This window comes from Psychrobacter sp. TS_SC_6 (assembly GCF_056156305.1).
The window spans coordinates 2,350,829-2,375,997 of record NZ_CM149590.1; the positions used below are offsets into that span (position 1 = coordinate 2,350,829).

21 protein-coding genes and 1 pseudogene are annotated in these 25,169 nt (G+C 42.4%); 12 read left to right on the top strand and 10 right to left on the bottom strand.

Going from position 1 to position 25,169, the window contains the following annotated elements:
* Positions 1-69 precede the first annotated feature (69 nt).
* The 4 genes from AC0J5Y_RS09975 to ispH form a co-directional block, all read right to left on the bottom strand.
* Positions 70-1,602 (bottom strand): catalase, encoded by a 1,533-nt coding sequence (locus AC0J5Y_RS09975; protein WP_475130539.1) that lies wholly within the window; start codon positions 1,600-1,602, stop codon positions 70-72.
* Between the two features lie 395 nt (positions 1,603-1,997).
* A complete protein-coding gene (locus tag AC0J5Y_RS09980) occupies positions 1,998-2,813 on the bottom strand; it encodes a thioesterase family protein (protein WP_475130540.1) in 816 nt (271 codons plus the stop codon).
* Positions 2,814-2,878: 65 nt separating this feature from the next.
* Positions 2,879-3,124, bottom strand: a complete 246-nt coding sequence (locus tag AC0J5Y_RS09985) for a hypothetical protein (RefSeq protein WP_475130541.1) — start codon at positions 3,122-3,124, stop codon at positions 2,879-2,881.
* Positions 3,125-3,179: 55 nt separating this feature from the next.
* Positions 3,180-4,136, bottom strand: a complete 957-nt coding sequence (ispH, locus tag AC0J5Y_RS09990; protein ID WP_149492073.1) for a 4-hydroxy-3-methylbut-2-enyl diphosphate reductase — start codon at positions 4,134-4,136, stop codon at positions 3,180-3,182.
* A gap of 254 nt (positions 4,137-4,390) precedes the next feature.
* Here ispH and gmk point away from each other — a divergent pair, with 254 nt between their 5' ends.
* The 9 genes and pseudogenes from gmk to AC0J5Y_RS10035 all read left to right on the top strand — a co-directional run bounded on the left by gmk (position 4,391) and on the right by AC0J5Y_RS10035 (position 14,762).
* On the top strand, positions 4,391-5,017 hold the full coding sequence (gmk, locus tag AC0J5Y_RS09995; protein ID WP_475130542.1) for a guanylate kinase: 627 nt from the start codon (positions 4,391-4,393) through the stop codon (positions 5,015-5,017).
* A 187-nt stretch (positions 5,018-5,204) separates the two neighbouring features.
* Positions 5,205-5,465: a DNA-directed RNA polymerase subunit omega gene (gene rpoZ, locus AC0J5Y_RS10000; protein ID WP_011280985.1), complete on the top strand. Its 261-nt coding sequence runs from the start codon at positions 5,205-5,207 to the stop codon at positions 5,463-5,465.
* 345 nt (positions 5,466-5,810) lie between these two features.
* On the top strand, positions 5,811-7,997 hold the full coding sequence (locus tag AC0J5Y_RS10005) for a RelA/SpoT family protein (RefSeq protein ID WP_475130543.1): 2,187 nt from the start codon (positions 5,811-5,813) through the stop codon (positions 7,995-7,997).
* A gap of 165 nt (positions 7,998-8,162) precedes the next feature.
* Entirely contained in the window at positions 8,163-8,543 is a 381-nt protein-coding gene (locus AC0J5Y_RS10010; protein WP_011514323.1) for a RidA family protein, read from the top strand.
* Between the two features lie 135 nt (positions 8,544-8,678).
* The gene (locus tag AC0J5Y_RS10015; RefSeq protein WP_475130544.1) at positions 8,679-10,988 is read left to right on the top strand and encodes a primosomal protein N'; all 2,310 of its coding nucleotides are present in this window, start codon (positions 8,679-8,681) and stop codon (positions 10,986-10,988) included.
* Positions 10,989-11,157: 169 nt separating this feature from the next.
* Positions 11,158-11,244, top strand: a pseudogene (locus AC0J5Y_RS10020) (IS5/IS1182 family transposase); the annotation flags it as partial.
* A 107-nt stretch (positions 11,245-11,351) separates the two neighbouring features.
* Complete coding sequence (locus AC0J5Y_RS10025) at positions 11,352-11,717, top strand: cation transporter dimerization domain-containing protein (RefSeq protein ID WP_475130545.1); 366 nt, start codon at positions 11,352-11,354, stop codon at positions 11,715-11,717.
* 379 nt (positions 11,718-12,096) lie between these two features.
* Positions 12,097-12,801 (top strand): hypothetical protein, encoded by a 705-nt coding sequence (locus AC0J5Y_RS10030; protein ID WP_475130546.1) that lies wholly within the window; start codon positions 12,097-12,099, stop codon positions 12,799-12,801.
* A gap of 74 nt (positions 12,802-12,875) precedes the next feature.
* The gene (locus AC0J5Y_RS10035) at positions 12,876-14,762 is read left to right on the top strand and encodes a monovalent cation:proton antiporter-2 (CPA2) family protein (RefSeq protein ID WP_475130547.1); all 1,887 of its coding nucleotides are present in this window, start codon (positions 12,876-12,878) and stop codon (positions 14,760-14,762) included.
* Between the two features lie 54 nt (positions 14,763-14,816).
* Here the strand turns inward: AC0J5Y_RS10035 and AC0J5Y_RS10040 are convergent, their stop codons facing one another.
* Entirely contained in the window at positions 14,817-15,746 is a 930-nt protein-coding gene (locus AC0J5Y_RS10040; protein ID WP_475130549.1) for a DUF2628 domain-containing protein, read from the bottom strand.
* Between the two features lie 219 nt (positions 15,747-15,965).
* Here AC0J5Y_RS10040 and trmB point away from each other — a divergent pair, with 219 nt between their 5' ends.
* The 3 genes from trmB (at position 15,966) to AC0J5Y_RS10055 (ending at position 20,027) form a co-directional block, all read left to right on the top strand.
* The gene (trmB, locus tag AC0J5Y_RS10045) at positions 15,966-16,787 is read left to right on the top strand and encodes a tRNA (guanosine(46)-N7)-methyltransferase TrmB (RefSeq protein ID WP_475130550.1); all 822 of its coding nucleotides are present in this window, start codon (positions 15,966-15,968) and stop codon (positions 16,785-16,787) included.
* 1,019 nt (positions 16,788-17,806) lie between these two features.
* Positions 17,807-18,865 carry a recombinase RecA gene (recA, locus tag AC0J5Y_RS10050; protein WP_475130551.1) on the top strand — a complete coding sequence of 353 codons (1,059 nt, stop codon included), beginning with the start codon at positions 17,807-17,809 and terminating at the stop codon, positions 18,863-18,865.
* Positions 18,866-18,905: 40 nt separating this feature from the next.
* Positions 18,906-20,027, top strand: coding sequence for a regulatory protein RecX (locus tag AC0J5Y_RS10055; RefSeq protein WP_475130553.1), 1,122 nt, complete (start codon positions 18,906-18,908; stop codon positions 20,025-20,027).
* Positions 20,028-20,145: 118 nt separating this feature from the next.
* Here AC0J5Y_RS10055 and AC0J5Y_RS10060 read toward each other — a convergent pair whose 3' ends face one another.
* From AC0J5Y_RS10060 to ftsH, 5 genes are all read right to left on the bottom strand, one after another.
* Positions 20,146-20,862, bottom strand: a complete 717-nt coding sequence (locus tag AC0J5Y_RS10060; protein ID WP_475130554.1) for a YidB family protein — start codon at positions 20,860-20,862, stop codon at positions 20,146-20,148.
* A 223-nt stretch (positions 20,863-21,085) separates the two neighbouring features.
* Positions 21,086-21,544 (bottom strand): hypothetical protein, encoded by a 459-nt coding sequence (locus tag AC0J5Y_RS10065; protein WP_475130555.1) that lies wholly within the window; start codon positions 21,542-21,544, stop codon positions 21,086-21,088.
* Between the two features lie 87 nt (positions 21,545-21,631).
* A complete protein-coding gene (locus AC0J5Y_RS10070; RefSeq protein ID WP_475130556.1) occupies positions 21,632-21,913 on the bottom strand; it encodes an FAD assembly factor SdhE in 282 nt (93 codons plus the stop codon).
* 93 nt (positions 21,914-22,006) lie between these two features.
* On the bottom strand, positions 22,007-22,903 hold the full coding sequence (gene folP, locus AC0J5Y_RS10075) for a dihydropteroate synthase (protein ID WP_475130557.1): 897 nt from the start codon (positions 22,901-22,903) through the stop codon (positions 22,007-22,009).
* A gap of 181 nt (positions 22,904-23,084) precedes the next feature.
* The gene (gene ftsH / locus AC0J5Y_RS10080) at positions 23,085-24,980 is read right to left on the bottom strand and encodes an ATP-dependent zinc metalloprotease FtsH (RefSeq protein ID WP_475130558.1); all 1,896 of its coding nucleotides are present in this window, start codon (positions 24,978-24,980) and stop codon (positions 23,085-23,087) included.
* Positions 24,981-25,169: the final 189 nt, after the last annotated feature.

Genomic DNA, 25,169 nt, shown 5'->3' on the forward strand with positions numbered 1-25,169 from the left:
TAGTTTCCTGAGGCGGTGTCATTGTAATGATATTTAACTGATTAACTGCTTATGTATAAATCTTATCCATTATAAGCAGCTAGGCAAATGACGAGCAGGATCCGAATCACGGGCTGCTATTGCATCTTTAACACTTAATCCTAATGCTTTGGCAACGCCTTCGCCATAGGAGGCATCACACCAGTTACAGTTGCGAATGTGACGATACTGGATAAAGTCCGGCACACCAGCCATATTGTTCGCTGTATTTTCAAACAGTACCTGCTTTTGCTCAGCACTCATCAAATTGAACAACGCTCTCGGTTGACTGAAATAATCGCTGTCGTCTTCACGGAAATCATAATGCGCCGCATAGCCGTCAATTTTTAATGGTGGCTCAGCATAATCAGGCTGCTCTTGCCACTGGCTAAAGCTGTTTGGTTCATAATGCGGGCGACTGCCATAGTTATCATCGACACGTCCTAGACCATCACGATGATTGCTCATCACAGGGCAACGCGGCTTATTTACCGGAATTTGCTGATGATTGACCCCAACACGATAACGCTGCGCATCGGCATAGTTAACCAAGCGGTTTTGTAGCATTTTATCCGGAGATACACTAATACCTGGCACTAAGTTACTTGGGGCAAATGCTGCTTGTTCCACATCAACAAAGTAGTTGTCCGAGTTTTTATTTAATTCAAACTCACCCACTTCAATCAGTGGATAATCGCCTTTTGGCCATACTTTGGTCAAGTCAAACGGATGATAAGGAACGGTATCTGCCTCAGCTTCTGGCATGATTTGCACATACATTTTCCACTTTGGAAAATCACCATTTTCGATGGCATCGTATAAGTCTTTTTGATGACTTTCACGATCCGAACCAACGACTTCCGCCGCTTCAGCATCAGTTAAATTCTTAATGCCTTGTTGCGTGCGGAAATGGAATTTGACCCAAAAACGCTCATTGGCGGTGTTCCAAAAACTATAAGTGTGCGAGCCAAAGCCATGCATATTTCTATATGATGCTGGGAGACCGCGATCACTCATAACGATGGTGACTTGATGTAATGCTTCTGGCAGTAAAGTCCAAAAGTCCCAGTTATTGGTCGCCGAACGCATATTGGTACGTGGATCACGTTTGACCGCTTTGTTTAAATCTGGGAATTTGCGCGGATCACGTAAGAAGAATACAGGTGTATTATTTCCCACCATGTCCCAGTTACCTTCTTCAGTATAAAACTTTAGCGCAAAACCGCGAATATCGCGCTCGGCATCAGCCGCGCCGCGCTCACCTGCTACAGTACTAAAGCGCGCGAACATCTCCGTCTGCTTGCCTACTTCGCTAAAGATAGCAGCACGAGTATATTTAGTGATGTCATTGGTCACGGTAAAAGTACCAAATGCGCCTGAGCCTTTAGCATGCATGCGGCGCTCTGGAATCACTTCACGGGCAAAGTTGCCTAGCTTCTCGTTTAGCCAGATATCTTGTGCTAATAATGGACCACGCTTGCCTGCAGTGAGACTGTTTTGATTGTCTGAAACTGGTGCGCCATTGCTCATCGTCAATTGGGTCGGTGCATAGGGGCAGTTTTTGGCGCTCTTGTTATCGCTCATAATCATATTCCTTTGGTTAGCAAATGGATGAAAGTACAAAACCTATTCTGAATACGCTTCTATTAATAGTTCCAGAATAGTTGTCAGCTTGTTCGAAAAACGGTTTGTTTTTTTCATAGTGATGCCTAATGACAGTCATGTTCTGTGGTTAGATCCTATTACAACTCATTACCATTGATTTGTATAATTAATTAATTACATGCTTTGGTTTTGTTTTTCAGAACAACTTACCTTGTTTGTGACTCGTCCACCTGCTTTATTCACTAGAACGGCTATTATTAACAACGACTAATAATGACAAATATGAACAACAAAAGCGTACTATCGATCTGTTCATCACTTTTTAAAGTGAATTGACCCTATCACAAAGTGCTTTATAAAATAGTATTGAGCAATTAATGCGGCATCGGACGAATGGTCAAGATTTGCTCGCTACGACCAAAGGGGCCTTGAAAATCGTGTAACACAGCACTGGTCAGCCCGATGCCATCATCACCGTACTGCTGCACTGCCTCAATGCCAAGCCAGCGACCTTGCGGCGCGCGGTGCATATGAATTTGCAAATCCGTATTGGGGAACATCCAATCTAATTCTGACAAGCCAAGCCCAAGCCGCGGCACAACGCCATTGGCGGTATCGACCATACCCAGCAGATGCACCAAGTCGTCAGTCGGCTTACCCTCTATCATCTCGACATCGTTGGTGATCCAGACCATGCCGCGACCAGGGCGACGGTCTGGATCAGCGACTAAGCGCACGCTTTCGATAAAACCGCCCGGCCAGCCTTTCATGTCTTCCCAAATGGGCAGCGCTTCAGGTTGATGTAGCGCATTCTGATCTTCAATGCCTGCAATGTCACTGGTATCTTGGGTCAGCAGACGCCATGCCCGTGCAATAATCGCATCACGACCGCGACTGCTCATCACTGCTTCGATAAGCTCTATGGTTCTACCCGGACGAATACAGCGCGTGGTAATAGTGAAGTTATCAAGCGGTATCAGCCCTAAAATATCTAAACTGATACGAGCAATGCGCATATTTTCTTGTGGTATAAAACTTTGTAATTCGGCAGTGAGCAAGCCGGTGGCTGGCGCCATATGTTGTTCATGCTCGTTCCAAGCACCTTGCGCATGCTTGGTTGGCTGATAATAAGCAACACTACTACCATCTGCTTGCTGCTCACGTTTTATAAAAGTGTAATAAGCTGGCATGAATGTCCTTGAATTCTTTTTAAAATAGATTGATTATGTATAAAATAAAGGTAAGCTTTCCTTGTTTAGCGCATAAGGGCTTGTTTTTGTACCGTCAGTAGCGTGCGACTTTTAGCCATTACAAATAAAAAGAAAGCCATAATGGCAATAAGGGCGCCATATAACAGACTATAATCTCTCATAAACTGGGTCGTATTTAACATCAGCATCCCTATCAGGATGATGATCGTAAACGTATTAATTTTTAATTGTTTATTGATCTCATCAAGGCTAGCTTCTGCCAAGACAAATCTTTTTTTCTGCTGTTTCATTTTATGTTACCTCTCTGGCGCTATATACAAAGCCTGCATACAAAGCCTGCTTATTTTATTTGCCAACTTGCGTCATTGGAATTCGTAAAGCTTTTGGCAAGCTAAAGGTGACATTTTCTTCAATACCCAACAGCTCACTTGGCAAATCGCCGCCCCAATCTTGCAGCTGCTGCAGTACCTCTTGAATCAATACTTCAGGCGCTGAAGCACCCGCAGTCACGCCGACACTTTGTATCCCATCGAACCAGCTCTTATTCATTTCAGTGGCATTATCAATCAAATACGCGCGGCAATTCATGCGCTCTGCCAATTCACGTAAACGATTTGAGTTTGATGAGTTTGGTGAGCCAACGACCAAGACCACCTCACAGCGACCCGCTAAATCCTTGACCGCATCTTGACGATTTTGAGTGGCATAACAAATATCGTCTTTACGTGGACCTTGAATGCTTGGGAATTTTTCACGTAGCGCATCAATAACGCGCGCGGTATCATCCATCGATAAGGTCGTTTGGGTCACAAATGCTAAGCGCTCAGCATTCTGTACGCTCAAAGCTTCAACATCGCTCTCGTTTTCAACCAGATGAATCTGTCCGCCATGACGATGGTTAAAGCGTCCCATAGTGCCTTCTACTTCAGGATGTCCTGCGTGTCCAATCAATACTGCATCCATACCATCCTGAGCAAATTTAGCGACTTCGATATGTACTTTGGTGACCAAAGGACAAGTGGCATCAAATACCGTTAAATCACGGCGCTCTGCTTCATCTTCTACCGCTTTTGAAACTCCATGAGCTGAAAAAATAACGATAGAGCCATCTGGCACTTCATGCAGCTCTTCCACAAAAACAGCACCGCGATTGGCCAAGTCGGATACCACGAACTTGTTATGTACCACTTCATGACGGACATAAATGGGTGGCTCAAAACGTAACAGTGCTTCGTTGACAATCGCAATCGCGCGATCCACACCAGCACAAAATCCACGTGGATTGGCAAGATAAATTTGCATAAGAAGACCTATCATTAGATAATTTATATAAAAGCCTAGGCTTAAAGCCTAAGCCACCGAAACTTTTATTTAAAAGTTTCGGTAAAATCGATACCCTACTTTAGCATAATTTGCTTTTAAAGCAGTTTATAATGAGGCATTGATTACTACTTTTGCCACCATACATGATGGTGTTTTTTATTTTTACCACCCTTTTATACTCAATCAAATACTTTCAGTTATTTATCAAGACACAATTCACTAGGACACACTGTATGACAGGTTCATTATTTATTATCACTGCCGCGTCTGGCACAGGCAAGACCTCATTGGTTAAGCAGCTACTTGCTACCACCAATGATTTGACTGTCAGTGTTTCACACACCACGCGCAAACCGCGTCCAGGCGAGATTGACGGTCATCATTATCATTTTACTGACGTTGATAAATTTGTGACAGCCATCGGCGAAAGTCAGTTTTTAGAACATGCCGAAGTGTTTGGCAATTATTATGGTACCTCAGAACAAAGCGTACGCGCGCAGCTGGACGCCGGTGTTGATGTGATTTTGGAGATTGATTGGCAGGGGGCGCTACAAGTCAAAAAAATCTTTACCGATGCCATCATGATTTTTATTTTACCGCCAAGTATCGCCACTTTGCGTCAACGCTTATCAACGCGTGGACAGGACAGTATGGAGGTGATTGAGCAGCGTTTGGCTGGTGCTGTTAATGAGATGGCGCAGTACGTCAATTTTGACTATGTCATTATTAACGACAGTTTTGAGGTGGCTTTAACTGAGCTTAAAGCAATCATCGTTGCCGATAGACAGACTCTAAAACGCCAACAGCAGCGTTATCAGCGTACGATCAACAACCTACTAAAAAACACAGTAGACGAGTAAATAAAGCGCTGGTACGCCTTAATAGTTTATCTGGGATAATAGTTAGTAGCAGACAAGCAAAAAGCCATTACGCCTGCAAGCAAAAAATGCTATAATGTCTCGCTATCCCCCTTTATATTTTTGATATTATTTTTATTGAGTGGCGCGCCATGTCCGCAACCAGTAAAAACAACCGAGGTAGCTATTTATGGCACGAGTGACGATTGAAGATTGTTTGGATAATGTTGATAATCGCTTTGAGCTGGTTCTGGTCGCAAGCAAACGCGCACGTCAGTTGGCTAAAGGTATTGCAGAGCCGTTGGTTGATGTTGATAACGACAAGCCAACCGTATTGGCATTACGTGAAATCGCTGCTGGCAAAATTACCCGTGACATTTTAAATCAGCCCGAGCATAATTTTGCTACGAGCTCATTAGATTTAGCATTGTCAGGCGATCACAGCTTCTAATAAATTACCGTAAAAAGTATGAATTCAGCAAGTATACGAGTATTGACTGACGATAGAGACCACAGCGTAGGCTGTGGTTTTTTGGTTGTAATGATACTGGCTTTACTGTTTTAGTAACCGTTTGGCTTTTAAAACCTAACCTTAAGTAAGAATTCTCCAGTTTTTACATTAGCTTATTGCTTAGCGGTTGACATTGACGGCGATTTACGATTAATTAGAGGGTAGTCTGCCCAATTTTAAGCTTTATTCTTAAGCTCTATATTAATAGCTCAGCACTTATTCAGCCATTCTTTACCTTGCTAAATCATCCTTTAAACAGGTAAAAGAACATAGGATCGTGACTTTATGATTCAAAACTTGCCCAAACTCAGTCATCCGTTAGTTGATGACGCTCAATATAACCTGCTGCGTTCAGTAGGTTACCTCACGGGCGCTGAACGCCGTGATATTGTTGATGCTTGTGAGTTCGGTGATGTTGCGCATATTAAAGACAAGCGCAAGTCAGGAGAGCCTTATATCACGCATCCGATTGCGGTCGCTGAGATACTAGCTGGCTTTCGCTTAGATCGAGATACCATCATTGCGGCAATTTTGCATGATACGGTTGAAGATACGGAAGTGAGCGATGAGCAGATAGAACAGCGTTATGGCAAAGTGGTTTCTAGGCTGGTCGATGGTGTGACCAAATTAAAATCATCGACGCATAATAAACAAGAAAATAAAGCGGCGACCTTTCATAAAATCCTGACGGCTACCCTCGCAGACCCACGTGTATTGATTATCAAGCTTGCTGACCGTTTACACAATATGTCGACCCTAGATGCGGTACGTCCTGAAAAACAACGTACCACCGCGCAAGAAACGTTAGACTTTTATGTGCCCTTTGCACGGCTCATGGGTCTCAACGATATTGCTGATTATATTGAAGTACTTTGTTATCGCAATCTTGACTCTGAGATGTATAACAAGATCTCTGATAAATTGCTACAACATGGGCTCGGGCGAAATTTTCAAAGAGAAGCCATTCATCGTTACTTGAGTATTGTTCTAAATAATCTTGATCTTGATGGCATGGTTAAAGTCTTAGACAATCGCGTGGTTATCTTCCGACAATTTTTCCGTAATCGCGGCGAGATTAATGCACTGCTACGCCATTATGCGTTTGAGATTGTGCTAGATAATATCGAAGCTTGTGACAAACTTGCCTACTATCTCATTAAAAAATATCAAATTGCGGACAGTCATATTGCGGACAATATCCGTAGACCTTTACCTGGCGGCAATCAATCGCTGACGCTTATCTACGAGCGCGACAATGACTTTGTTAAAGTAACAATTTTGACTAAGCAGATGCAAAGTGCCGCAAGGCTTGGTGTCATTGGTGCAGAGCATGCCTCTGATGTCAGTCAATCAGTCATTCAGGCGTCATTACGCAATATGAAAGATTTGGTCGATGAGGACTGTTTAAACGAAGGCAACCCTGATTTTGCCGCCGCGGTATCGACCATTAATGAGCTGATGGATTACCTGCATTCTAGCAAAATCATCTGTTATAGCCCGCAAGGTCGCGCTTATGAATTGCCACAAGGTGCGACTGCGCTAGACTTTGCTTATGCCGTTGGTCCGATGGTTGGCAATGTCGCGGTTGGCGCCAATATTGATAAAAAACATGCCAAACTTGGGACGGTAGTCAAAAATGGACAGTTAGTAGAAATCGAGGTTAATAGCCATTCTGAGCCAAAAGCAGAATGGCTTGGGTTTGTGGTTACTAATAAAGCCCGTGTAGAGATTTTGCGTTGGTTCAAAGATTTATCAGCGGCGGATAAGCAGCATCATGGTAGACAAGCACTAGATCGCGCGCTAAAAACCTATCAAAAAAGCTTGGATGACCTAACTGATAGCGACTGGAAGAATCTAACTGAATGGCGTGGACTGACTGAGAAATCAGCGCTATTTGAGCAAATAAGCTCCGGTACGTTATTACCGCAACTCGTGGTCACGCGTTTGTTTAGCGATGAAGTCTGTGATATCCAATCGCAAGAACGTATCGATGACATGACCCAACCACAGCAACTGATCGTCAATGCTTCAGGCGTTGAGCTTGATTTTGCCAATTGTTGCCATCCGATTTATGGTGATCCTATCGTTGGACATTTATCCCGTCATGGTCTGGTCGTGCATCGACATAAGTGCTTTTCACTAGACGATATTCGTAAAGACAATCCTTATCAAGTCATCCAATTACGTTGGCGCAATGATAAGGCGATCAAGCAAGGTGACTCAGAAGATCACGGTAATAAAATTCGTTTTCCTGCTTATCTAAAACTGTCTATAGCACTGAGCGACGAGCAAATCAGTAAAGTTATTTATAATCTTCGGCAGTTAAATATAGGGGTTGAAAAGGTCGACGTACGCAGCAATGATACTATCGTTCATATTGTGGTTCGTAGTCGCAATCACTTAGCCCAAGGTATTCGTGAACTACGCTCCTTACTTGGTTTCCCCAATATTATGCGTTTATATCAACTATAAATACTTTTATAATCATAACTGTTAAAATATATGCCTCTCAAATCATCTCTTAACACATAGATGATTTGAAACATGTAAAACTTTTAATCGTGCTAAATGCTTCTATTAATTTTTAGAAAATAGCTTTAGCACATCAAACACCAAAAAATACGATAAGGATATATCATGACACGTCAAACCATCCAAACGGATAAAGCACCTGCAGCCGTTGGCACTTACTCACAAGCGGTAAAAGTTGGCAATACTGTTTATATTTCAGGTCAACTAGGTTTTGACCCTATCACCATGGAACTAAAAGAAGGGTTTGATGCACAAGCGAAGCAAGTATTTGAAAACATCAAAGCCATCTGTGAAGCTGCTGGTGGCAGCCTAAATGACGTGGTCAAATTCAATGTATCGTTAACTGATTTAAATGATTTTGCAGCATTAAACGAAGTATTCATGGCTAATTTGACTGAACCTTACCCTGCCCGCGCAGCGGTGCAAGTAGCGGCATTGCCTAAAGGTGGCGTGGTCGAAATTGAGTCTATTCTATATATTGAATAAGTTAGAAATTCAATACTGCTTGAATAACAGTATTTCATATTGAATCACCATAAGCTTAACCTCATGCTAAGCTTATTTGTCTCTCCTTCTTTATTTTTATTTCATATTGACTTAATCAAACTGCGAAGCCTTTTTATGTTGGTACAAGTTGCTCTGCCCGTGCCCCTTTATCGGGTATTTGACTATAGCCTACCGTCCGATATAAGTGCTTTGCCAAATGCTTCGCCAAACAATAGCTCAATACAACTGCCGCAAATTGGCAGTCGTGTTGAGGTATCCTTTGGTCGTCAGACTTTAATCGGAATCGTGGTTGCTCATATTGCGCAAGCGGATACCAGCGTACCACTCAATAAGCTGAAACCCATTAATAAGTGTTTAGATGCTGAGTCTATTTTAGATAGCAGCATGCTAAAGCTCGCCTATTGGCTTGCTCGTTATTATCATTATCCGCTTGGTGAGGTGTTAGCGGTCATCTTGCCCACCTTGGTTCGTCAAGGTAAACCGCTAGATTTACTCATTACCCATTGGCGAATTCTGCCACATGTCACTGACGACGACTTTCGTACTAACGCCAAAAAGCAAAAGCAGCAGTTTGATATGCTAAAGCTACATGGTCAACATGGTGCAAGTGAAGATGTACTGTTATTAGAAGGTATGGCGCGTGCTTTTCTAAAAACACTAGAAGATAAAGGTTTGATTGAGCGCTATATTCAACCAAAACAAGCACCTACTCCTGTCAAATTGGCAAAAATGCCCCTTGATCTTAATGAGGAGCAACAGCTTGCCGTTGCAGCGATTGTTGCTGCACATGAATCCAAATGCTACACGGGCTTTTTATTAAATGGCATTACTGGTAGTGGCAAGACTGAAGTCTATCTACAAGCCATGCAAGCAGTATTAGAGGCTGGCAAGCAAGTGCTTATTTTAGTGCCTGAGATTGGTTTAACGCCCCAGACACGTGCACGTTTTGCCAGTCGCTTCGCTGCGCATATCGTCTTGCTACATTCTGGTATGAACAATACTCATCGATTGCAAGGTTGGCAAGATTGTCGTACGGGTCATGCTCAAATCATTATTGGTACGCGCTCAGCAGTACTATATCCGTTTGCAGATTTAGGCTTAATTGTCGTTGATGAAGCGCATGATGGCTCCTATAAACAGCAGGATACCTTGCGCTATCATGCTGCTGATGTCGCACTTTATCGAGGATTCCAAGCCAAAATACCGGTCGTCCTTGGTACGGCTACTCCTTCTCTTGAACATTTAAAATTAGTCGATGAGGGCAAGCTAGTAGAGTGTCAATTATCGACGCGCCCTGGCAATGCTAAACCTGCGCCCATGCAGCTGATTGATGCACGCTTGCAAAGTACTCATCAGCAAACGCAAAATGATGGCGCGCGTTATGATACCGGACTGACGGATGCGCTTATCGGCGCCATAAGGCAAACCCTAGAAGCTGGCGATCAAGTTTTGATATTTTTAAACCGTCGCGGCTATGCGCCTGTTTTATTATGCGAGGCGTGTGGTTGGCAGGCAGATTGTCCGCGCTGCGACGCGCATTTAACCGTTCATTATAATAATCACGCCCAGCGTAGCAACTATTCAAGCAACTCTTATTTAAAATGCCATCATTGTGATTGGCAAGCCTATATTCCGACTGTATGCCCTGATTGTAGCAGTCAAAATCTAGATGCCAAAGGGATGGGCACGACAAGACTAAGCGAAAATTTGCACGCTATCTTTGCCAATCCGCAAACCAGTAAAGCGCTTTACCCCATTATCCAAATTGATCGTGATACCACTAGGCGTAAAGACAGCTGGGAAAATATCTATCAGCGTATTAATGAAGGCAATCCTGCCATATTGGTCGGTACGCAAATGGTTGCCAAAGGTCATCATTTCCCCAATGTCACGCTCGTTTGCTTACCTAACGCTGATCGTGGCTTTTTGTCTGCAGACTTTCGCTCTCCAGAGCATACTGCCCAATTGATGATCCAAGTAGCAGGGCGTGCAGGACGCGGTGATAAATCAGGACGGGTATTGATTCAAACGCTGCAACCGGACAATGCTTTACTATTAAAATTGGTGCAAGACGGTTATTTGTCTTTTGCTCGTGAGCTGTTGCAAGAGCGTAAAATGATGGGACTGCCCCCTCATAGTCATGCTGCGCTGATACGCTGCGAAGGTAAAACCCTTGCTGCCACCACACAAGCACTCAAAGATGCCATTGCCGTTCTGCCAACAGGGCACAATTTAGCCGTTCTTGGTCCTATCGATGCGCCCATGAGTAAAAAGAACAGTCGCTATCATGCCCAGCTTTTGCTATTGGCCAAGGATCGGCAGCAACTGCATCATGTTTTAAACCATTGGTGGCAACACGCTCTTACCCTACCGAGCGCTAAATATCTTAAGCTTACTTTAGATATTGACCCTGTCGGCTGGTAATGGAAATTTGCGAGTTATTGCTAGCATAATCATTTGTCGCATTACTCCTTTATCTTTACTTCGTCAGTACAGTTTCTAGGGCATGTTGAACATTGGATAGAAATTGATGGCAAAAAAAATAGCGAACGGTTAATCTTTAAGTTCTGACACAAAAAAGATATCGTTCGCTATGCCTCGCACTATGCTCAAAGATGAACACTGGACAAGACTGAAACCTATATTACTAAAACTTAACCTCTATGACAAAGGAAATCTTGCATGCTTATCGTCGCCACTATCGGTATGCTGATCAATATTTTGGTTACGTGGCTTATGCATCGAGGTAGCCGTAGTGGTGATACTTATTTTATTTAGGGCTACCGTGTGGTGCGTGATTCTGTACATATTCTAATGGAAGGGACGCCAGAAGGTATCTCTCTAGTGAATGTCGAGGAAAAACTCCTTGCTCATCCGCAGGTGCAAAAAGTGCATGACCTACACGTTTGGAGTATTACCAGTGGTTTAAACGCCTTATCTTGTCATGTGGTCGTCGATGGTGAAATGAGTATTCATGAGTCCAGTATATTGATTGGCAGTCTAGAACAAAGCCTGCTTGAGCTCGGCATCCATCACGCTACTATTCAGGTAGAAAGTGCGACACACCCACAAACGAGTACCCATAGCGATGCCCTAGTCTGCAATATCTCAGAGCGACCAGCAGAGAATAATCATATCGGGCACAATCATTAAAATAGTTTGTCATTGAAAAAGTCTGGTTTAAAAAAATGCTGCCAGTCATCTAGACGTCATTAATTATTTAAGTATTGTCAATTGTTAATGACGTCTAATCAAATCATGAAAATAACACAGTATACGCCATAATAACCATACGGCAATGCTTATCCAAATGCCCACTCCCACTCTTAACAAAGTCATCCGAATCCAAGAATCCATTCATAATATGAGGCAAATAAGCGGCTCCCATATACCAATATCACACTGACTTTTATCAATGTAAGCACATGTTAAAAATGATGAGAAATTTAGCCTCGCTGTCATATTTTTAATATAAATTCTGTATACTGAAAATTGAAACGCCACATTTGCCACCAATGGATGACCTTTTGCTATGTCTAGACGCTCAGCGCCATTCGTCGCCCCAAACTATATCGATGACCCGATTTCAAAGGATGGCAAAAAACACGCCAAAGTTTTATTATCTACGCTGCAAGAAGACATTGCTCGCTTTCGAGACGTACAGTTTCCACCTGATATCTTACGTCAAATTCGTGACATGCCTATCTATGAAGGTAACTTAGCAGAAGTCCAAGCCTATCAGCAACGTTGGCACAATTTACTTGAACGCGCCATGGCGTTTTATCCTGCTGCCAATCTACCGCCTGACTATTTGCCACTGCCTGCCAGTCTTGAGCTACCCCAGTTTATATATCATGTTCAGCGCCTACATCTAACCAAAACCCATGCAAAAGAATCCAAGAATTTCGGCTCGGTCGGGGCACTTACGGATAAATGCGGCCATTATAGTGCTGATGACATTGCACGTATGACTGCTGCGTTTGATAAGGATGAGGAGACGCGTTTGGTCGCGCACCGTGAGTTTATTGATTTGCGTGCTTATGTATTTTGCCGAGATAATAAGGGTGAGATGCTAGAGCCTGAGCGAGTACGATTTTATCGCACTGGACTTATTGTCCATGCCCTACCCGATTTTAAAATCGTAGACAGTCGACAAACACCACGCAAGCGCCGTAACGATGCTTATAACAATCCGCTGGCAGATAATGGCATATGGAAGATTTATCATAAAAAATAATCGTTATAAAATTGCTTTTTATTTCTAATACTGCTGCTGTACTGCCCATTTATCGTCATTGCTAAGGATTCCAGATGTTCGCTGCCGCCACCGGCTCACCAAATTTAATGTTACAAGCGACAATTTTCTTGGGAGCAGCCTTGCTCTTTGTACCCCTTGGTAAACGTTTTGGTATTGCGACGGTTTTAGGTTATCTGATCACAGGATTGATATTAGGTCCAAGTGTACTGGACGTAGCAGGTGACGCTGAGAGCTTACTACATTTCTCTGAGTTTGGCGTGGTGATGCTGCTGTTCATCATTGGGCTTGAGCTGCAGCCATCAAGGCTCTGGGCACTCAGGCGCTCAATATTCGTCCTTGGCGGTTTGCAAGTTGGTTTGACTGGTATCTTATTGATGGGGCTGTTACATCAGATTTTTGGCTTGCAGCTCGATACTGCTTTTATCGTTGGCTTCGGTCTTGCACTCTCATCCACTGCCTTTGTCCTACAAATTCTAACTGAAAAACAGCAGCTATCGAGCACTCATGGTCGTGAAGCCTTTACGATTTTATTATTCCAAGACATTGCGATTATCCCTTTATTAGCGGTCATTCCTTTTTTATCAGGGGTGCGTGAACAAAGCTATGATTTGATTTATTTTGGTAAAGTTTTTGCGGTTTTTGCTGGGCTTATTTTTGCCAGTCGCTACGTCGTTCGTCCATTTTTTAAATTTGTCGCCTCAAGTGGTGCGTCAGAATTACTAACGGCAGTCGCGCTATTTATCGTAATGGGTGTGTCAATTTTGATGGGTCAAATCGGGCTCTCAATGGCGTTGGGCGCATTTTTAACTGGTGTATTGTTGGCGGATTCTGAATACCGCCATGAGCTTGAAGCCAGTATCGAGCCTTTTAAAGGATTGTTATTAGGTCTGTTCTTTATGTCAGTCGGTATGTTGACTGATGTGAAATTGATATTAGCGAAACCCATTTTTATCATCGGCTGTGCGATGGCATTGATGTTTATCAAGTTCGGAGTGATTACAGCAATTGCAAAAATCTCAGGTAATCGCTGGCCAACCAGTATTCGACTGGGGGTTACACTGGCTCAAGGTGGTGAATTTGCTTTTGTCTTGTTCAGTGTTGCAAGTGCCCAAAACGTTTTACAACCTGAACTTGCCAATACGTTAAACCTGATCGTAACCATCTCTATGGCACTTACTCCTTTGGCATTCTTGTTATTAGAAAAAGTCGGCGAACCATTATTTGCCAAAAGCAAACCAAGTCGCGAATACGATACGATTCCAGATCATGAACATCAGGTGATTATTGCTGGCTTTGGGCGAGTCGGTCAGATTATCGGTCGTGTGCTACGTATGCACAATATTGAATTTACCGCGATTGAGCGCTCGGCAAACCGCGTCGATTTTGTCCGTAAATTCGGCAACCAAGTCTATTATGGCGATCCCAAAAACCCTGAAATCCTGCGTGCAGCAGGTATCAAAAAAGCACGTATCTTTATCCTTGCCATCGATGATTTAGAACGTTCTATCACCACCGCCCAATATTTACGTAAAAACTATCCAGATTTAATTATCTTAGCACGGGCACGTGACCGCCAGCATTACTACCGATTACGTGAGGTTGGGGTTCGTCATATCTGGCGTGAGACGTATTTGTCCTCGCTAGATATGTCGCGTGAGTCGCTACAACTGCTTGGCATATCACCAGAAAAAGCGCGTGAGACAGTACAAACCTTCCGTGATTACGATGATGATCTGATTGAACGTCAACAAGCTATTTATGATGATGAGGCCAGTATGATCGAGTCGGCTCAATCATCGATGGCGGAGCTTGAAAGCTTATTTGATGAAGATATTGGTAAAGCCCGTAAGATGGACTTGAGCGATTTTTATGAAGCGCTAAAAAGCCAAGCCATACCAGTCGATGATAAAAATAATAATACGACTGAATCTAAGCATTAATTTTTTCAACTATAGAAATTGTTGTCAAAAATAACTCTTAATCTTTGTAGCCACCTAATCAGGGCTACAATTTTCCGGTGCTTGTTTTTTATTCAATGAGCTGATGCATTCCCAATCATCACTGTTTGGCAGATGATAAAACACCAGTGTCTGATCATTGAGATAGCGTATAGGGAATTTTATATTTTGAATGGTTGCAATCACTGCACAATCAGTTTCTGCAACGCCAGCTGCGCTACGATCGATCACAATATGCACCTGCTCGGTTCCGCTATCGATAGGCAGTTCCAGCGGACATTGTTCTGTTTGCCGATACGCTAGCGCCACATAATTTTGTGTGGTTTTAACGGTATCATACGCATCAAACAGCACTTCGTTTTCTTTTGGTTTGGCAATAATAGGTAAGAACTGCACTTTAATGACCATTAATATAAAGGCAAAAAATCCAAAACCCCATCCTAGCCCAAATAAGCTCACTCCGCCCTCTTGGTTTAGATGGGCTTGTTGCAAGCGCTCATCTTGTGGATAATCATTAATCGCGTCGGCAATCTCACGTCGTGCCATCCGGTAATAGTAAGCGTCCGTCCAGCGTGCCACCATAAACGACCAAAACAGCCAAATCAGCGCGGCAATACTAACGCGTATTGTCATCTGATAAGCATGAGCAATATAAGGCATTGCTAAGAACTCGACTGCTACCAAAACGAGCGCGATATTAAGCTGAATAAATGACCATCCTGCCACGCTGTAGACGAGCGCATCCATATAACGCTTACGATAGAGTAACCATGGAAAGGTCACAAAAAATGCTGCCCAATGCCATTTTGGCGACAGATAGCCTTGTTCATCAAATTGCTCAAAGCGTTTTAGATAATAGCGTTGGCTACGATGCCCGATAAACCATTTATCCAGTTGTGTGCGTCTGGCAGGAGGCAATTTCTCTTGGTAAAAAGGTGGCGGCGAATCCGTCTCAATAAATAACATAGTGACAAGCCTTGCATGCGATTAAAAAGACATTTAACTTAACTATTGGGATTATATGATAACGCTAATAGCATTGCATGGGCCAGAGAAACACCAGATAAATAATGCACCCAAATTACAAAGCGCGCTAACATTATTAAAAAAGTATTGTTCATTCACAGCCGTACAGATTTCACTTATAATAAGCGCACTACCCATTTATTAAGCCTTGTTAATCCTATGAGTCAACATCCTGATATTAATACCAACGTCGACGCCACCAGCCTTACCGATGATCAAAAATCTTTAGACACTAATGCTACCAGTGGCAATGAGGTCGCACCTGACGGCAGTAAGCATATTCGTATCGTCAACACCTTTATGAAACGCCGTACGCACATGAATAAAAATGCCGAGCTGGCATTGACGGCGCCTGAATTTTCGCATTACTTGGTTAATAACAGCTTTGGTGATGGTAATCTTGAAGGTATTGATGATTTGCGCACACTGTTTGCTGAATTGCCAAATGGCAGTGAGGCACCCTTGACCCTTGAGATTGGTTTTGGACTTGGAGATTCATTCATTGAAATGGCAGCAGCCGAGCCAAGTCGTAATTTTATTGGCATTGAAGTCCATGAGCCGGGTATCGGCAAATGCGCTTATATGGCTGGCACTCAAAATTTGAGTAATGTCAGAATTATCAATGGTGATGCCATTCAACTACTTAAACAGTTACCAGAAAACCATATCGATCGCATTCAGCTCTACTTTCCTGACCCATGGCAAAAAAAGCGCCATCATAAACGCCGCTTTGTTAGCCCTGAGCGCATGGCAATTGTCACCCGCAGCTTAAAGCAAGGCGGCTGGTTCCATACCGCCACTGACTGGGAACATTATGCCTTTTGGATGGTAGAAGTTTTGGATGGTTTTGCAGGCTTAAGCAATCAAGCAGGCGCAGGCAATTTCACTGACCGCCCTGACTTTCGTCCAATGACAAAATTTGAGCGCCGCGGTCTAGCAAGCGGACATGGGGTTTGGGATTTAATCTATTTAAAAGACTAATACCAAACACATTACGTCGGCTTCCTCTAAAGCGGCTAAGATACTTATCAGTATCTTAGCCGCTTTCTTATATCTGTCAGTTTTCAAACCTTTTACTCATAAGGGTTAAAGACTGATATAACTTACTCTGAATATGTTTGATGCATATCAAGAGCTTGTAACTCGAAAAAAATTATCAGCATAGATGTGAAACATAGGCATTGCCCATACTAAAATCATGATAAATTTAAGCTTGTAAAATCAGACAAAGCCAAGTTTTGTAAATTAGAGGATAACTCTTGTCTGCGCAATCATTGATACCGTAAGGGCTTGGTGAGTTCTCCCCATAAGCTGTGGATAACCCTGTGCATAAGTCGCTACTTGACAAGCATTTTCCTAGATAGCTTAAAGGCTTAGGTAAAATCGTTCATTTTTTGTACGATTTAAAAATTTATTGAAATCAATAAGTTAATGATAATTAAAAAGCAAAATAATTTATTTATAAAATTTTTAATATTAGTTTTATCCTATAATATGTTTCACACCTGCTAAATAAACTTCATTTATTTATTGTGGATAACTTCTAAAACTATTGACAATTAGTATGCCGCTCAGGTTCAAATATAAACAGCAATTTTAAGCGTTATATACAAATATTTTTGTTTTCCCATACGACATCTACTGTCGCCTAGTATTCAGTTATGCTCAATATATAACTTGGATTTTGTTATAATTACCCTATCTAACAAACAATGATACAAAGTTAGAGGAAAATATGATTTGGTGGTATAAGTTGCAAGCGCTATGAGCCTCATTAAAATCTCTAAACTTTTTTTCGCTTTTAACAGCATCTAATTTTACTGTATAGTAGGGTGATGTCACTGACATCGCGATCTACAAGACTCATCTCATTGCCTACTCTAAGCTTAGTTCAAGATACTACCAGCGATAGCTTACATTGCCATTGATAGCATTGAACAAGCCGTTTTTTATATCAATACAACTTATCCTTATAAAGGATTGATAAAAAGGAGTCCTACATGGACGACAATAAAGCCAAAGCACTTAAAGCTGCATTAGCTCAAATCGAAAAGCAGTTTGGTAAAAATACCATTATGCATTTGGGTGACAACTCAGCAACGCTTGATGTCGACGTGGTATCGACTGGTTCATTAGGTTTAGATATTGCACTCGGGATTGGCGGTTTGCCAAAAGGTCGTATCGTTGAAATTTATGGTCCTGAAAGCTCAGGTAAAACGACTATGACATTGCAGGCAATTGCAGCGTGCCAGAAACAGGGCGGCGTTTGTGCCTTTATCGATGCTGAGCATGCCTTAGACCCTGTATATGCCCGCAAGCTTGGTGTGAATACGGATGATTTGCTACTTTCACAGCCTGATAATGGTGAACAAGCACTTGAAATTACCGATATGTTAGTACGCTCAGGTGCAATCGATATGATCGTTATTGACTCGGTCGCAGCCTTGACGCCGCGTGCCGAGATTGAAGGCGAGATGGGCGATTCACACATGGGTCTGCAAGCCCGTCTGATGAGTCAAGCTTTACGTAAAATCACTGGTAACGCCAAACGTTCAAACTGTATGGTGTTATTTATTAACCAGATTCGTATGAAAATCGGCGTTATGTTCGGTAGCCCTGAAACCACAACTGGTGGTAATGCGCTTAAGTTCTATGCCTCGGTACGTATGGATATTCGCCGTATCGGTGCAGTCAAAAATGGTGATGAAATTATTGGTAACCAAACTCGCGTTAAAGTCATCAAAAACAAAATGGCACCGCCATTCCGCCAAGCTGAATTTGAGATTACTTACGGTGAAGGCACCAATCATTTAGCCGAAGTGATTGATTTGGGTGTTGAGATTGGTGCAGTTGGTAAAGCAGGCTCTTGGTATAGCTATGGCGATGAGAAAATCGGTCAAGGTAAAGCCAATTCTGTACTGTTTTTAAAAGAGAATCCTGCTATTGCTGAAGAGATAGAGGCCAAAATCCGTGCTGAAAAGCTTGGTGTGAAAGATGACAGCGAAGCGGCGATCATAGCTGAGACTAACGAAGAACTAGCCTCTGAACCTGTACAATAACGGTTTATTTTTAAACCATTATCAGCAACTATGATGTCTTATGAAAATTAAAACGTTAGCTGAAATACTCGTTGAGTCGGATACTGACTCAGCGAGTTCTACGCATAAAAACAAGAAATCCATTGAACAACATTCATCTACTAGGCACTCATATAAAGACCAGCCTAAAAGCACCAGTAAAACTGGCAAGCGCTCTCAAAATCTAAATACGTATGATTTAGATGAGAAGTGTACAGTAGATAACCATACTAACTTTACGGCAAATTCGACTAGCGCCTCTTCCTCTTTAAAAGTTTCATCCAAATCCAAAAAACGTAAAAAACGCTTTCATCCAGCTGCTACTTTCTACGCTGAGCCTAATACTGTACCTGCTTATCAGCCACCTGCTGCGCAAAGTATCAAAGAGATGCTGGCTGAAGTTAAACATGCGGTTCATGACGATAAAGAAGATAGTGCCTCTATTAATGGGGCTGGCGTTGATTCAGCTTTAATAAACTCACAACAAGTATTTGAATCGGTAGCTGCTCATGATAGTGAGGGAGGCGACCAAAATAGCCAAATCGACAACCTACCAGCTGCTCTCAAGGCATATTTGCGCACGCCTGAGCAGCGCCAAGCAGAAATGGATGTAGTCAAAGCAGAAAGTCGCTTACGTTGGTTGGCATTTTATTATTTGTCACGCCGCGAATACGGCAAGGCTGAGCTTAAGCAAAAATTGCTAGATAAAGAGCAAGAAGCGGCTAAAATTGATGCCCTACTCGATGAGTTCGAAGAAAAAGGCTATCAAAGTGATTACCGCACTACTCTAATGCTGATTCGTGAAAATATCAGAAAAGGACGTGGCAGAGGTCGTATCAAGCAAGAATTCCATCGTAAAAAGATGGCGATGCCCGATAATATCGATGAACTTATCGATATGGCTAATGCTGAGTCGGACGAGTTTGGCGAATTTATAGATGGCAGCGCAGATAATTTGGTCGAAGGCATAGACTGGCTCAAACTGGCAGTCACAGCACGTATCAAAAAATACGGTGATGACATACCCGTTGAACAAAAAGACAAAGCAAGGCAGCTGCGCTTTTTACAGTATCGTGGCTTTAATAGTGATATTTGCTTTGCAGCATTGAGCTATACGTTAGATACTTTAGATGAACGTTTTTAGCAATTTTTAATGCAACAGTCCTAACCTTTAACGATTGCTATTATATTTTAGATATAACAAAGCGCACTTAATCAGGTACGCTTTGTTATCATTTTAAATGCTATAAATAATAACCTAATTATTTTAGTGCCCTTAGACGGCTTGATAATTGACTAATAATTTGATCAATCTCTTCATTGGCTTCAGGTTCGTTTTCCAAATTACCATTTGGCGTCAATTGGTTCATGACTTCAGGTAATAGCTCAGCCAAGCCTTGACGTACTTCTATCTCGTTAGCACCTGTATGAGCAGCAACTTGTTGGATTTCACTGTCATCAAACAATCGATTGATATCATTAGGATCAAGATTATCGTTAAGCTCATTAGTACTCAACCAAGAGCGCGCTTGTTTTTCATAGCCCATACCAGTAATTTTCGAGAGAGCACCACTTAATCCACCATTGCGCTTTATCCAGCTCAGTACCATAGGCATAAGGGCAGCGATAAGCATACCTTTACCATTGAAGCCACCTCTTGTCGTTTGACCACCAAGTACACTACCTAAAATATCACCAAGTCCACCAGTGCCTGAGCTCATTCCACCACGCTGCTTACCACCTGTTAACCCGCCGATAATATCATCTAACCCAAAACCATTGTCTGCTGAGCGGCGCTCATACTGCTGCGGATTATAGCCTGCTGACTGATTGCCACCGCCAAGCACACTCCCCAATATATCACCAAGACCACCAGTACGACGCGGATTGATACGTTGATTAACTGGATTACGCTGTGCGTCCTCTGGATCCATGGCACTACGTGCTACTTGGCTCACTAAATTCCCTAGCAAACTCATAACTTTATCCTTTTTATTATAATAAAATTTGTCGATACAGGTTTTGGTATAGCAAAGTAACGACTGCTACCATCACCTAGTGTTTAAACCGACCTATAAATATAAATTCCAATATAGCAAATCTATTTGTCTCTTTAGATAGGTATTTTGTTATGAGATGTAGGAGATAATTTAGCACGGTAAGATAAGGCAGGTAAGCATCTACAATTAAAACTAAGTTCAATTAAACGGTTTTGTTTGCAATCATATTTGCCAAGATAGTTAACTCACGCCATTGCTCGGGGCTAACCTGATCACGAAATATAGCCACAGAAAATCGGCGTTGATAAGGCTCTATGATACTAAAATCAAAACTGATAACCCAATGAGAATGACTGACTGTATTAAGCTTTGCTTTCCACAAAGCATCCCCATGACTCGTACGTATTAACAACTGCCAACCTTGATAAACACTTTTATCAAGTGGCGGCTGGCTTAGATGTAATAGTATGGGTCGTGATAACGCTAAATAGCCAATGACTGCAGCGCTGATGAGGAGTATCACCACATATTGCCATAAAACTAATGAAGCAAGCGCCGCCAATACCATGATGATACTGGATAATGCCATATAAAATAGCAAGTATAAATAGCTTATAGGTTTGATGGCAGTGTCGATACGTAGCGAGGTTAATGCTGTCATAGTGAGCCACCAAGGAATATTTCTGATTAATAGAAAAGACTCAATATTACTTTAACAATCAAAAAATAAAACCAACCATTTAAACAATTAACTCAAACTTTTACCATGACGCCACGTTTTAATCTTATTAACCAACTCCCATATCGCCTCATCTTCTGGTTGGCTTTGATTGGTAAAATAATCTAATAAATCAGGGTCTTCATGAGTCAGCATTTGCGCAAAACTTTCTTGTTCGGCAGCTTCTGCTGTTAAATAAAGCTCTTTAATATAGGGTTCAAAATAAAAATCCAACTCTTTTAGACCGCGACGTGCTTGGTAAATAATACGGCGCTGCTCATTGGTGGGCTCTGGCTGGTTACTAATGCTCATAAAGGTATTCTCATCCGTTTAAAAGGGCTTTAAATAAATATTAAAGTGCCAAAACTCTAACTCTATTATTCGCAATTGTTATCATCGATAAATTTATGTTTGATCATATGCAGATAGCTGGCTCCATAACGCTATGGCTTGCTGCATCATAGCAACATTATGAGTACGAATGATACTTGCCCCCTGCTGCAATGCAAAAAGACCTGCAGCAGTACCCACGTTATCACGCTCAAGCGGTTGGGTGGTAGCAAGCGCTTGTAGACCTGTTTTGGTCAGCACTTCTGCTAAAAACCGCTTGCGTGAAATACCAAACATCATTGGCAGTTTGAGTGTTTGTAAGCGCTTAAGCTCACTCAATAATGCACAGTGATGCTCATAGTTTTTAGCAAAGCCAAAACCGGGGTCAATAATAATATTTTCGCGCATGACGCCAATGCTTGTTACTTCATCAATACGCACCTCTAGCTCTGTCATGACTTCCCTAACCACATCATCATACTGTGCCAGATTATTCATCGTAGTTGGCTCACCGCGCATGTGCATTAGCATAACAGGAATATTAAGCTTAGCTGCCATCACCGCTGCGCCCTCACGCTTGAGTGCCCGTACATCATTCCAAATATCCGCGCCTACCTCAAATGCTGCTTGCATAACTTCAGGACTACTGGTATCAATCGATAGCCATATGTCATTGCCTAGCTGCTGCCTAATCGCTGTCACGACTGGCACCACACGCTGTAGCTCATCAGAAGTCGCTACCACTTCAGCATTTGGACGGGTAGACTCGCCGCCAATATCGATGATGGTAGCACCTGCTGCCATCATCTCCTTACAATGCGCTACCGCCTTATCAACCGCATTAAACTGCCCACCATCTGAGAACGAATCAGGTGTGACATTTAAAATACCCATGATACGAGGCTGTGATAAATCTAGAACCTTATCACGACTGTTTATACTATAAACAGTTAAAGGTTGAAATAATGACATCACTTATCCATGATAATTTGAATTTGTAAAATTGATTTTAGCTCTAACTTATGATGCTTATGATGCTTATGATGCTTATGATGCTTATGATACCAGTAAATCTGATGTCATTCTAAATTACTAATAAAGAAAAAGCCCTTTATCAAAAGGGCTTTTTTTATTCAAAACTTAAGAGTAACTTTTACATCGCTGGTAATGGCGGAGGGGTTACTCCGGTTGTTTTCACACCATTCTTTGATAAGTTGACTTCGTGATGCTGATAGACTCTTGGTGGACGAGGTTGCTCGCCCGCTAATATATCTTGCAACTGATCGCGGTCAATGGTTTCCCATTTCATCAAGGCATCAACCATAGCATGCATCTTTTCTTGATTGCCTTCAATCAATTCACGAGCGATATCATATTGCTCCTCTAGCATACGGCGTACTTCTTCATCAACCTTTTGCTGTGTTGCTTCTGAAATCGTGCGACCACCACCACCAAAGTAACCTTGTGAGCTGTCATCATCTTCATAGACCATGATACCAAGCGCATCAGACATGCCGTATTTGGTGACCATTGCTCGTGCCATTTTGGTCGCACGTTCAAAGTCGTTTGAGGCACCCGTCGACATTTGATCTATAAAGACTTCTTCAGCAATACGACCGCCAAATAAAATTGCAATATCACTCAGCATTTTTGATTTATACATACTGGTTTGGTCGTGCTCAGGCAACTGCCACGTAACACCAAGCGCAAAGCCACGCGGCATAATAGTGACTTTATGTACAGGATCGGTACCCGGTAGTAGCTCAGCAACTAGCGCATGGCCTGCTTCATGATAAGCAGTAGCACGGCGCTCCTCTTCACGTATGACCATTGATTTACGCTCAGGACCCATATATAGCTTGTCTTTAGCATCTTCAAAGTCATTCATATCAACGCTGCGCTTGTTATGACGCGCTGCAAACAAAGCAGCTTCATTAACAAGGTTAGCAAGCTGCGCGCCACTGAATCCTGGCGTACCACGGGCTAAGGCATGAGCGTCAACACCAATAGTATTAGGCAGTTTCTTCAAATGTACTTTAAGAATTTGCTCACGACCTTTGATATCTGGCAGCCCTACTTGTACCTGACGGTCAAAACGACCCGGACGCAATAGTGCTTTATCAAGAACATCTGCCCGGTTAGTAGCAGCGATGACGATAACGCCTTCATTGCCTTCAAAACCATCCATCTCAACCAACAATTGGTTCAACGTCTGCTCACGCTCATCATTACCGCCGCCCATACCGGAACCACGATGACGACCGACAGCATCAATCTCATCAATAAAGATAATGCATGGCGCGCTTTTCTTTGCTTGTTCAAACATATCACGGACACGTGATGCACCAACACCGACGAACATCTCAACAAAATCAGAACCTGAAATCGAGAAGAACGGTACTTTAGCTTCACCAGCAATCGCACGAGCTAATAAAGTCTTACCTGTACCCGGTGGACCGACCATCAAGATACCGCGTGGAATCGTCGCCCCAAGCTTGGTAAATTTATCAGGATCTCGTAAGAACTCGACGACTTCAACGACTTCTTCTTTAGCTTCTTCACAACCAGCAACGTCTTCAAAATTTACTTTGATTTGGTCTTCAGTTAGCATTTTGGCTTTTGATTTACCAAAGCTCATCGGTCCACCGCCTTTACCGCCAGCGCCGCCTTGCATATTACGCATAAAGAATAAAAACAGACCAATAATCAGCAAAATTGGGAAACTGGCTATCAGCAATTGCATCAATACGCTTTGGCGCTTCGGTGCAGTGCCTTGGACTTCAACTTTCTTTTCACGCAGCAATGGCATCAGCTCGTCATCCATCACAGCTGGACGAATGGTTTCAAATTCAGAACCATTTTTCTTCTCGCCGGTGATTTGCTCGCCATCGATCTCAACACTGGCTACTTGATTTTCTGACACAGCGGTCACAAATTCAGAGTAGTTAAGGTTATCGGGCTCAGATGATTTATCAAAGCCACTAAACACCAGCACTAAAACGCCGATTACCACCAGCCACAATAAGGTATTTTTTACCATGTCGCTCACTAGTTATTCCCATCCCATACTTATTGGTGTGTTTACTAAACACGTGACGTCTATATATAAACGTATGTCTCGCTATTCAAGGTCTATTGACGAATTATCATTTCTCATTGCAAATCTAGGGTATAAAAGAACCTTATATTTTTATTAGAGAAATAAGCCGGGCAATAACGATAAATAACTGAGTTTATA

Excerpts from the sequence above, each read along its gene's own strand:
- gmk (WP_475130542.1), top strand. The coding sequence starts at position 4,391 with ATGACAGGTTCATTATTTATTATCACTGCCGCGTCTGGCACAGGCAAG.
- AC0J5Y_RS09980 (WP_475130540.1), bottom strand. The coding sequence starts at position 2,813 with ATGCCAGCTTATTACACTTTTATAAAACGTGAGCAGCAAGCAGATGGT.
- recA (WP_475130551.1), top strand. The coding sequence starts at position 17,807 with ATGGACGACAATAAAGCCAAAGCACTTAAAGCTGCATTAGCTCAAATC.
- rpoZ (WP_011280985.1), top strand. The coding sequence starts at position 5,205 with ATGGCACGAGTGACGATTGAAGATTGTTTGGATAATGTTGATAATCGC.
- AC0J5Y_RS10065 (WP_475130555.1), bottom strand. The coding sequence starts at position 21,544 with ATGACAGCATTAACCTCGCTACGTATCGACACTGCCATCAAACCTATA.
- AC0J5Y_RS10035 (WP_475130547.1), top strand. The coding sequence starts at position 12,876 with ATGTTCGCTGCCGCCACCGGCTCACCAAATTTAATGTTACAAGCGACA.
- AC0J5Y_RS10015 (WP_475130544.1), top strand. The coding sequence starts at position 8,679 with ATGTTGGTACAAGTTGCTCTGCCCGTGCCCCTTTATCGGGTATTTGAC.
- AC0J5Y_RS10010 (WP_011514323.1), top strand. The coding sequence starts at position 8,163 with ATGACACGTCAAACCATCCAAACGGATAAAGCACCTGCAGCCGTTGGC.
- AC0J5Y_RS10040 (WP_475130549.1), bottom strand. The coding sequence starts at position 15,746 with ATGTTATTTATTGAGACGGATTCGCCGCCACCTTTTTACCAAGAGAAA.
- folP (WP_475130557.1), bottom strand. The coding sequence starts at position 22,903 with ATGTCATTATTTCAACCTTTAACTGTTTATAGTATAAACAGTCGTGAT.
- AC0J5Y_RS10055 (WP_475130553.1), top strand. The coding sequence starts at position 18,906 with ATGAAAATTAAAACGTTAGCTGAAATACTCGTTGAGTCGGATACTGAC.
- AC0J5Y_RS09975 (WP_475130539.1), bottom strand. The coding sequence starts at position 1,602 with ATGAGCGATAACAAGAGCGCCAAAAACTGCCCCTATGCACCGACCCAA.
- AC0J5Y_RS09985 (WP_475130541.1), bottom strand. The coding sequence starts at position 3,124 with ATGAAACAGCAGAAAAAAAGATTTGTCTTGGCAGAAGCTAGCCTTGAT.
- ispH (WP_149492073.1), bottom strand. The coding sequence starts at position 4,136 with ATGCAAATTTATCTTGCCAATCCACGTGGATTTTGTGCTGGTGTGGAT.
- AC0J5Y_RS10060 (WP_475130554.1), bottom strand. The coding sequence starts at position 20,862 with ATGAGTTTGCTAGGGAATTTAGTGAGCCAAGTAGCACGTAGTGCCATG.
- AC0J5Y_RS10030 (WP_475130546.1), top strand. The coding sequence starts at position 12,097 with ATGTCTAGACGCTCAGCGCCATTCGTCGCCCCAAACTATATCGATGAC.
- AC0J5Y_RS10070 (WP_475130556.1), bottom strand. The coding sequence starts at position 21,913 with ATGAGCATTAGTAACCAGCCAGAGCCCACCAATGAGCAGCGCCGTATT.
- trmB (WP_475130550.1), top strand. The coding sequence starts at position 15,966 with ATGAGTCAACATCCTGATATTAATACCAACGTCGACGCCACCAGCCTT.
- AC0J5Y_RS10005 (WP_475130543.1), top strand. The coding sequence starts at position 5,811 with ATGATTCAAAACTTGCCCAAACTCAGTCATCCGTTAGTTGATGACGCT.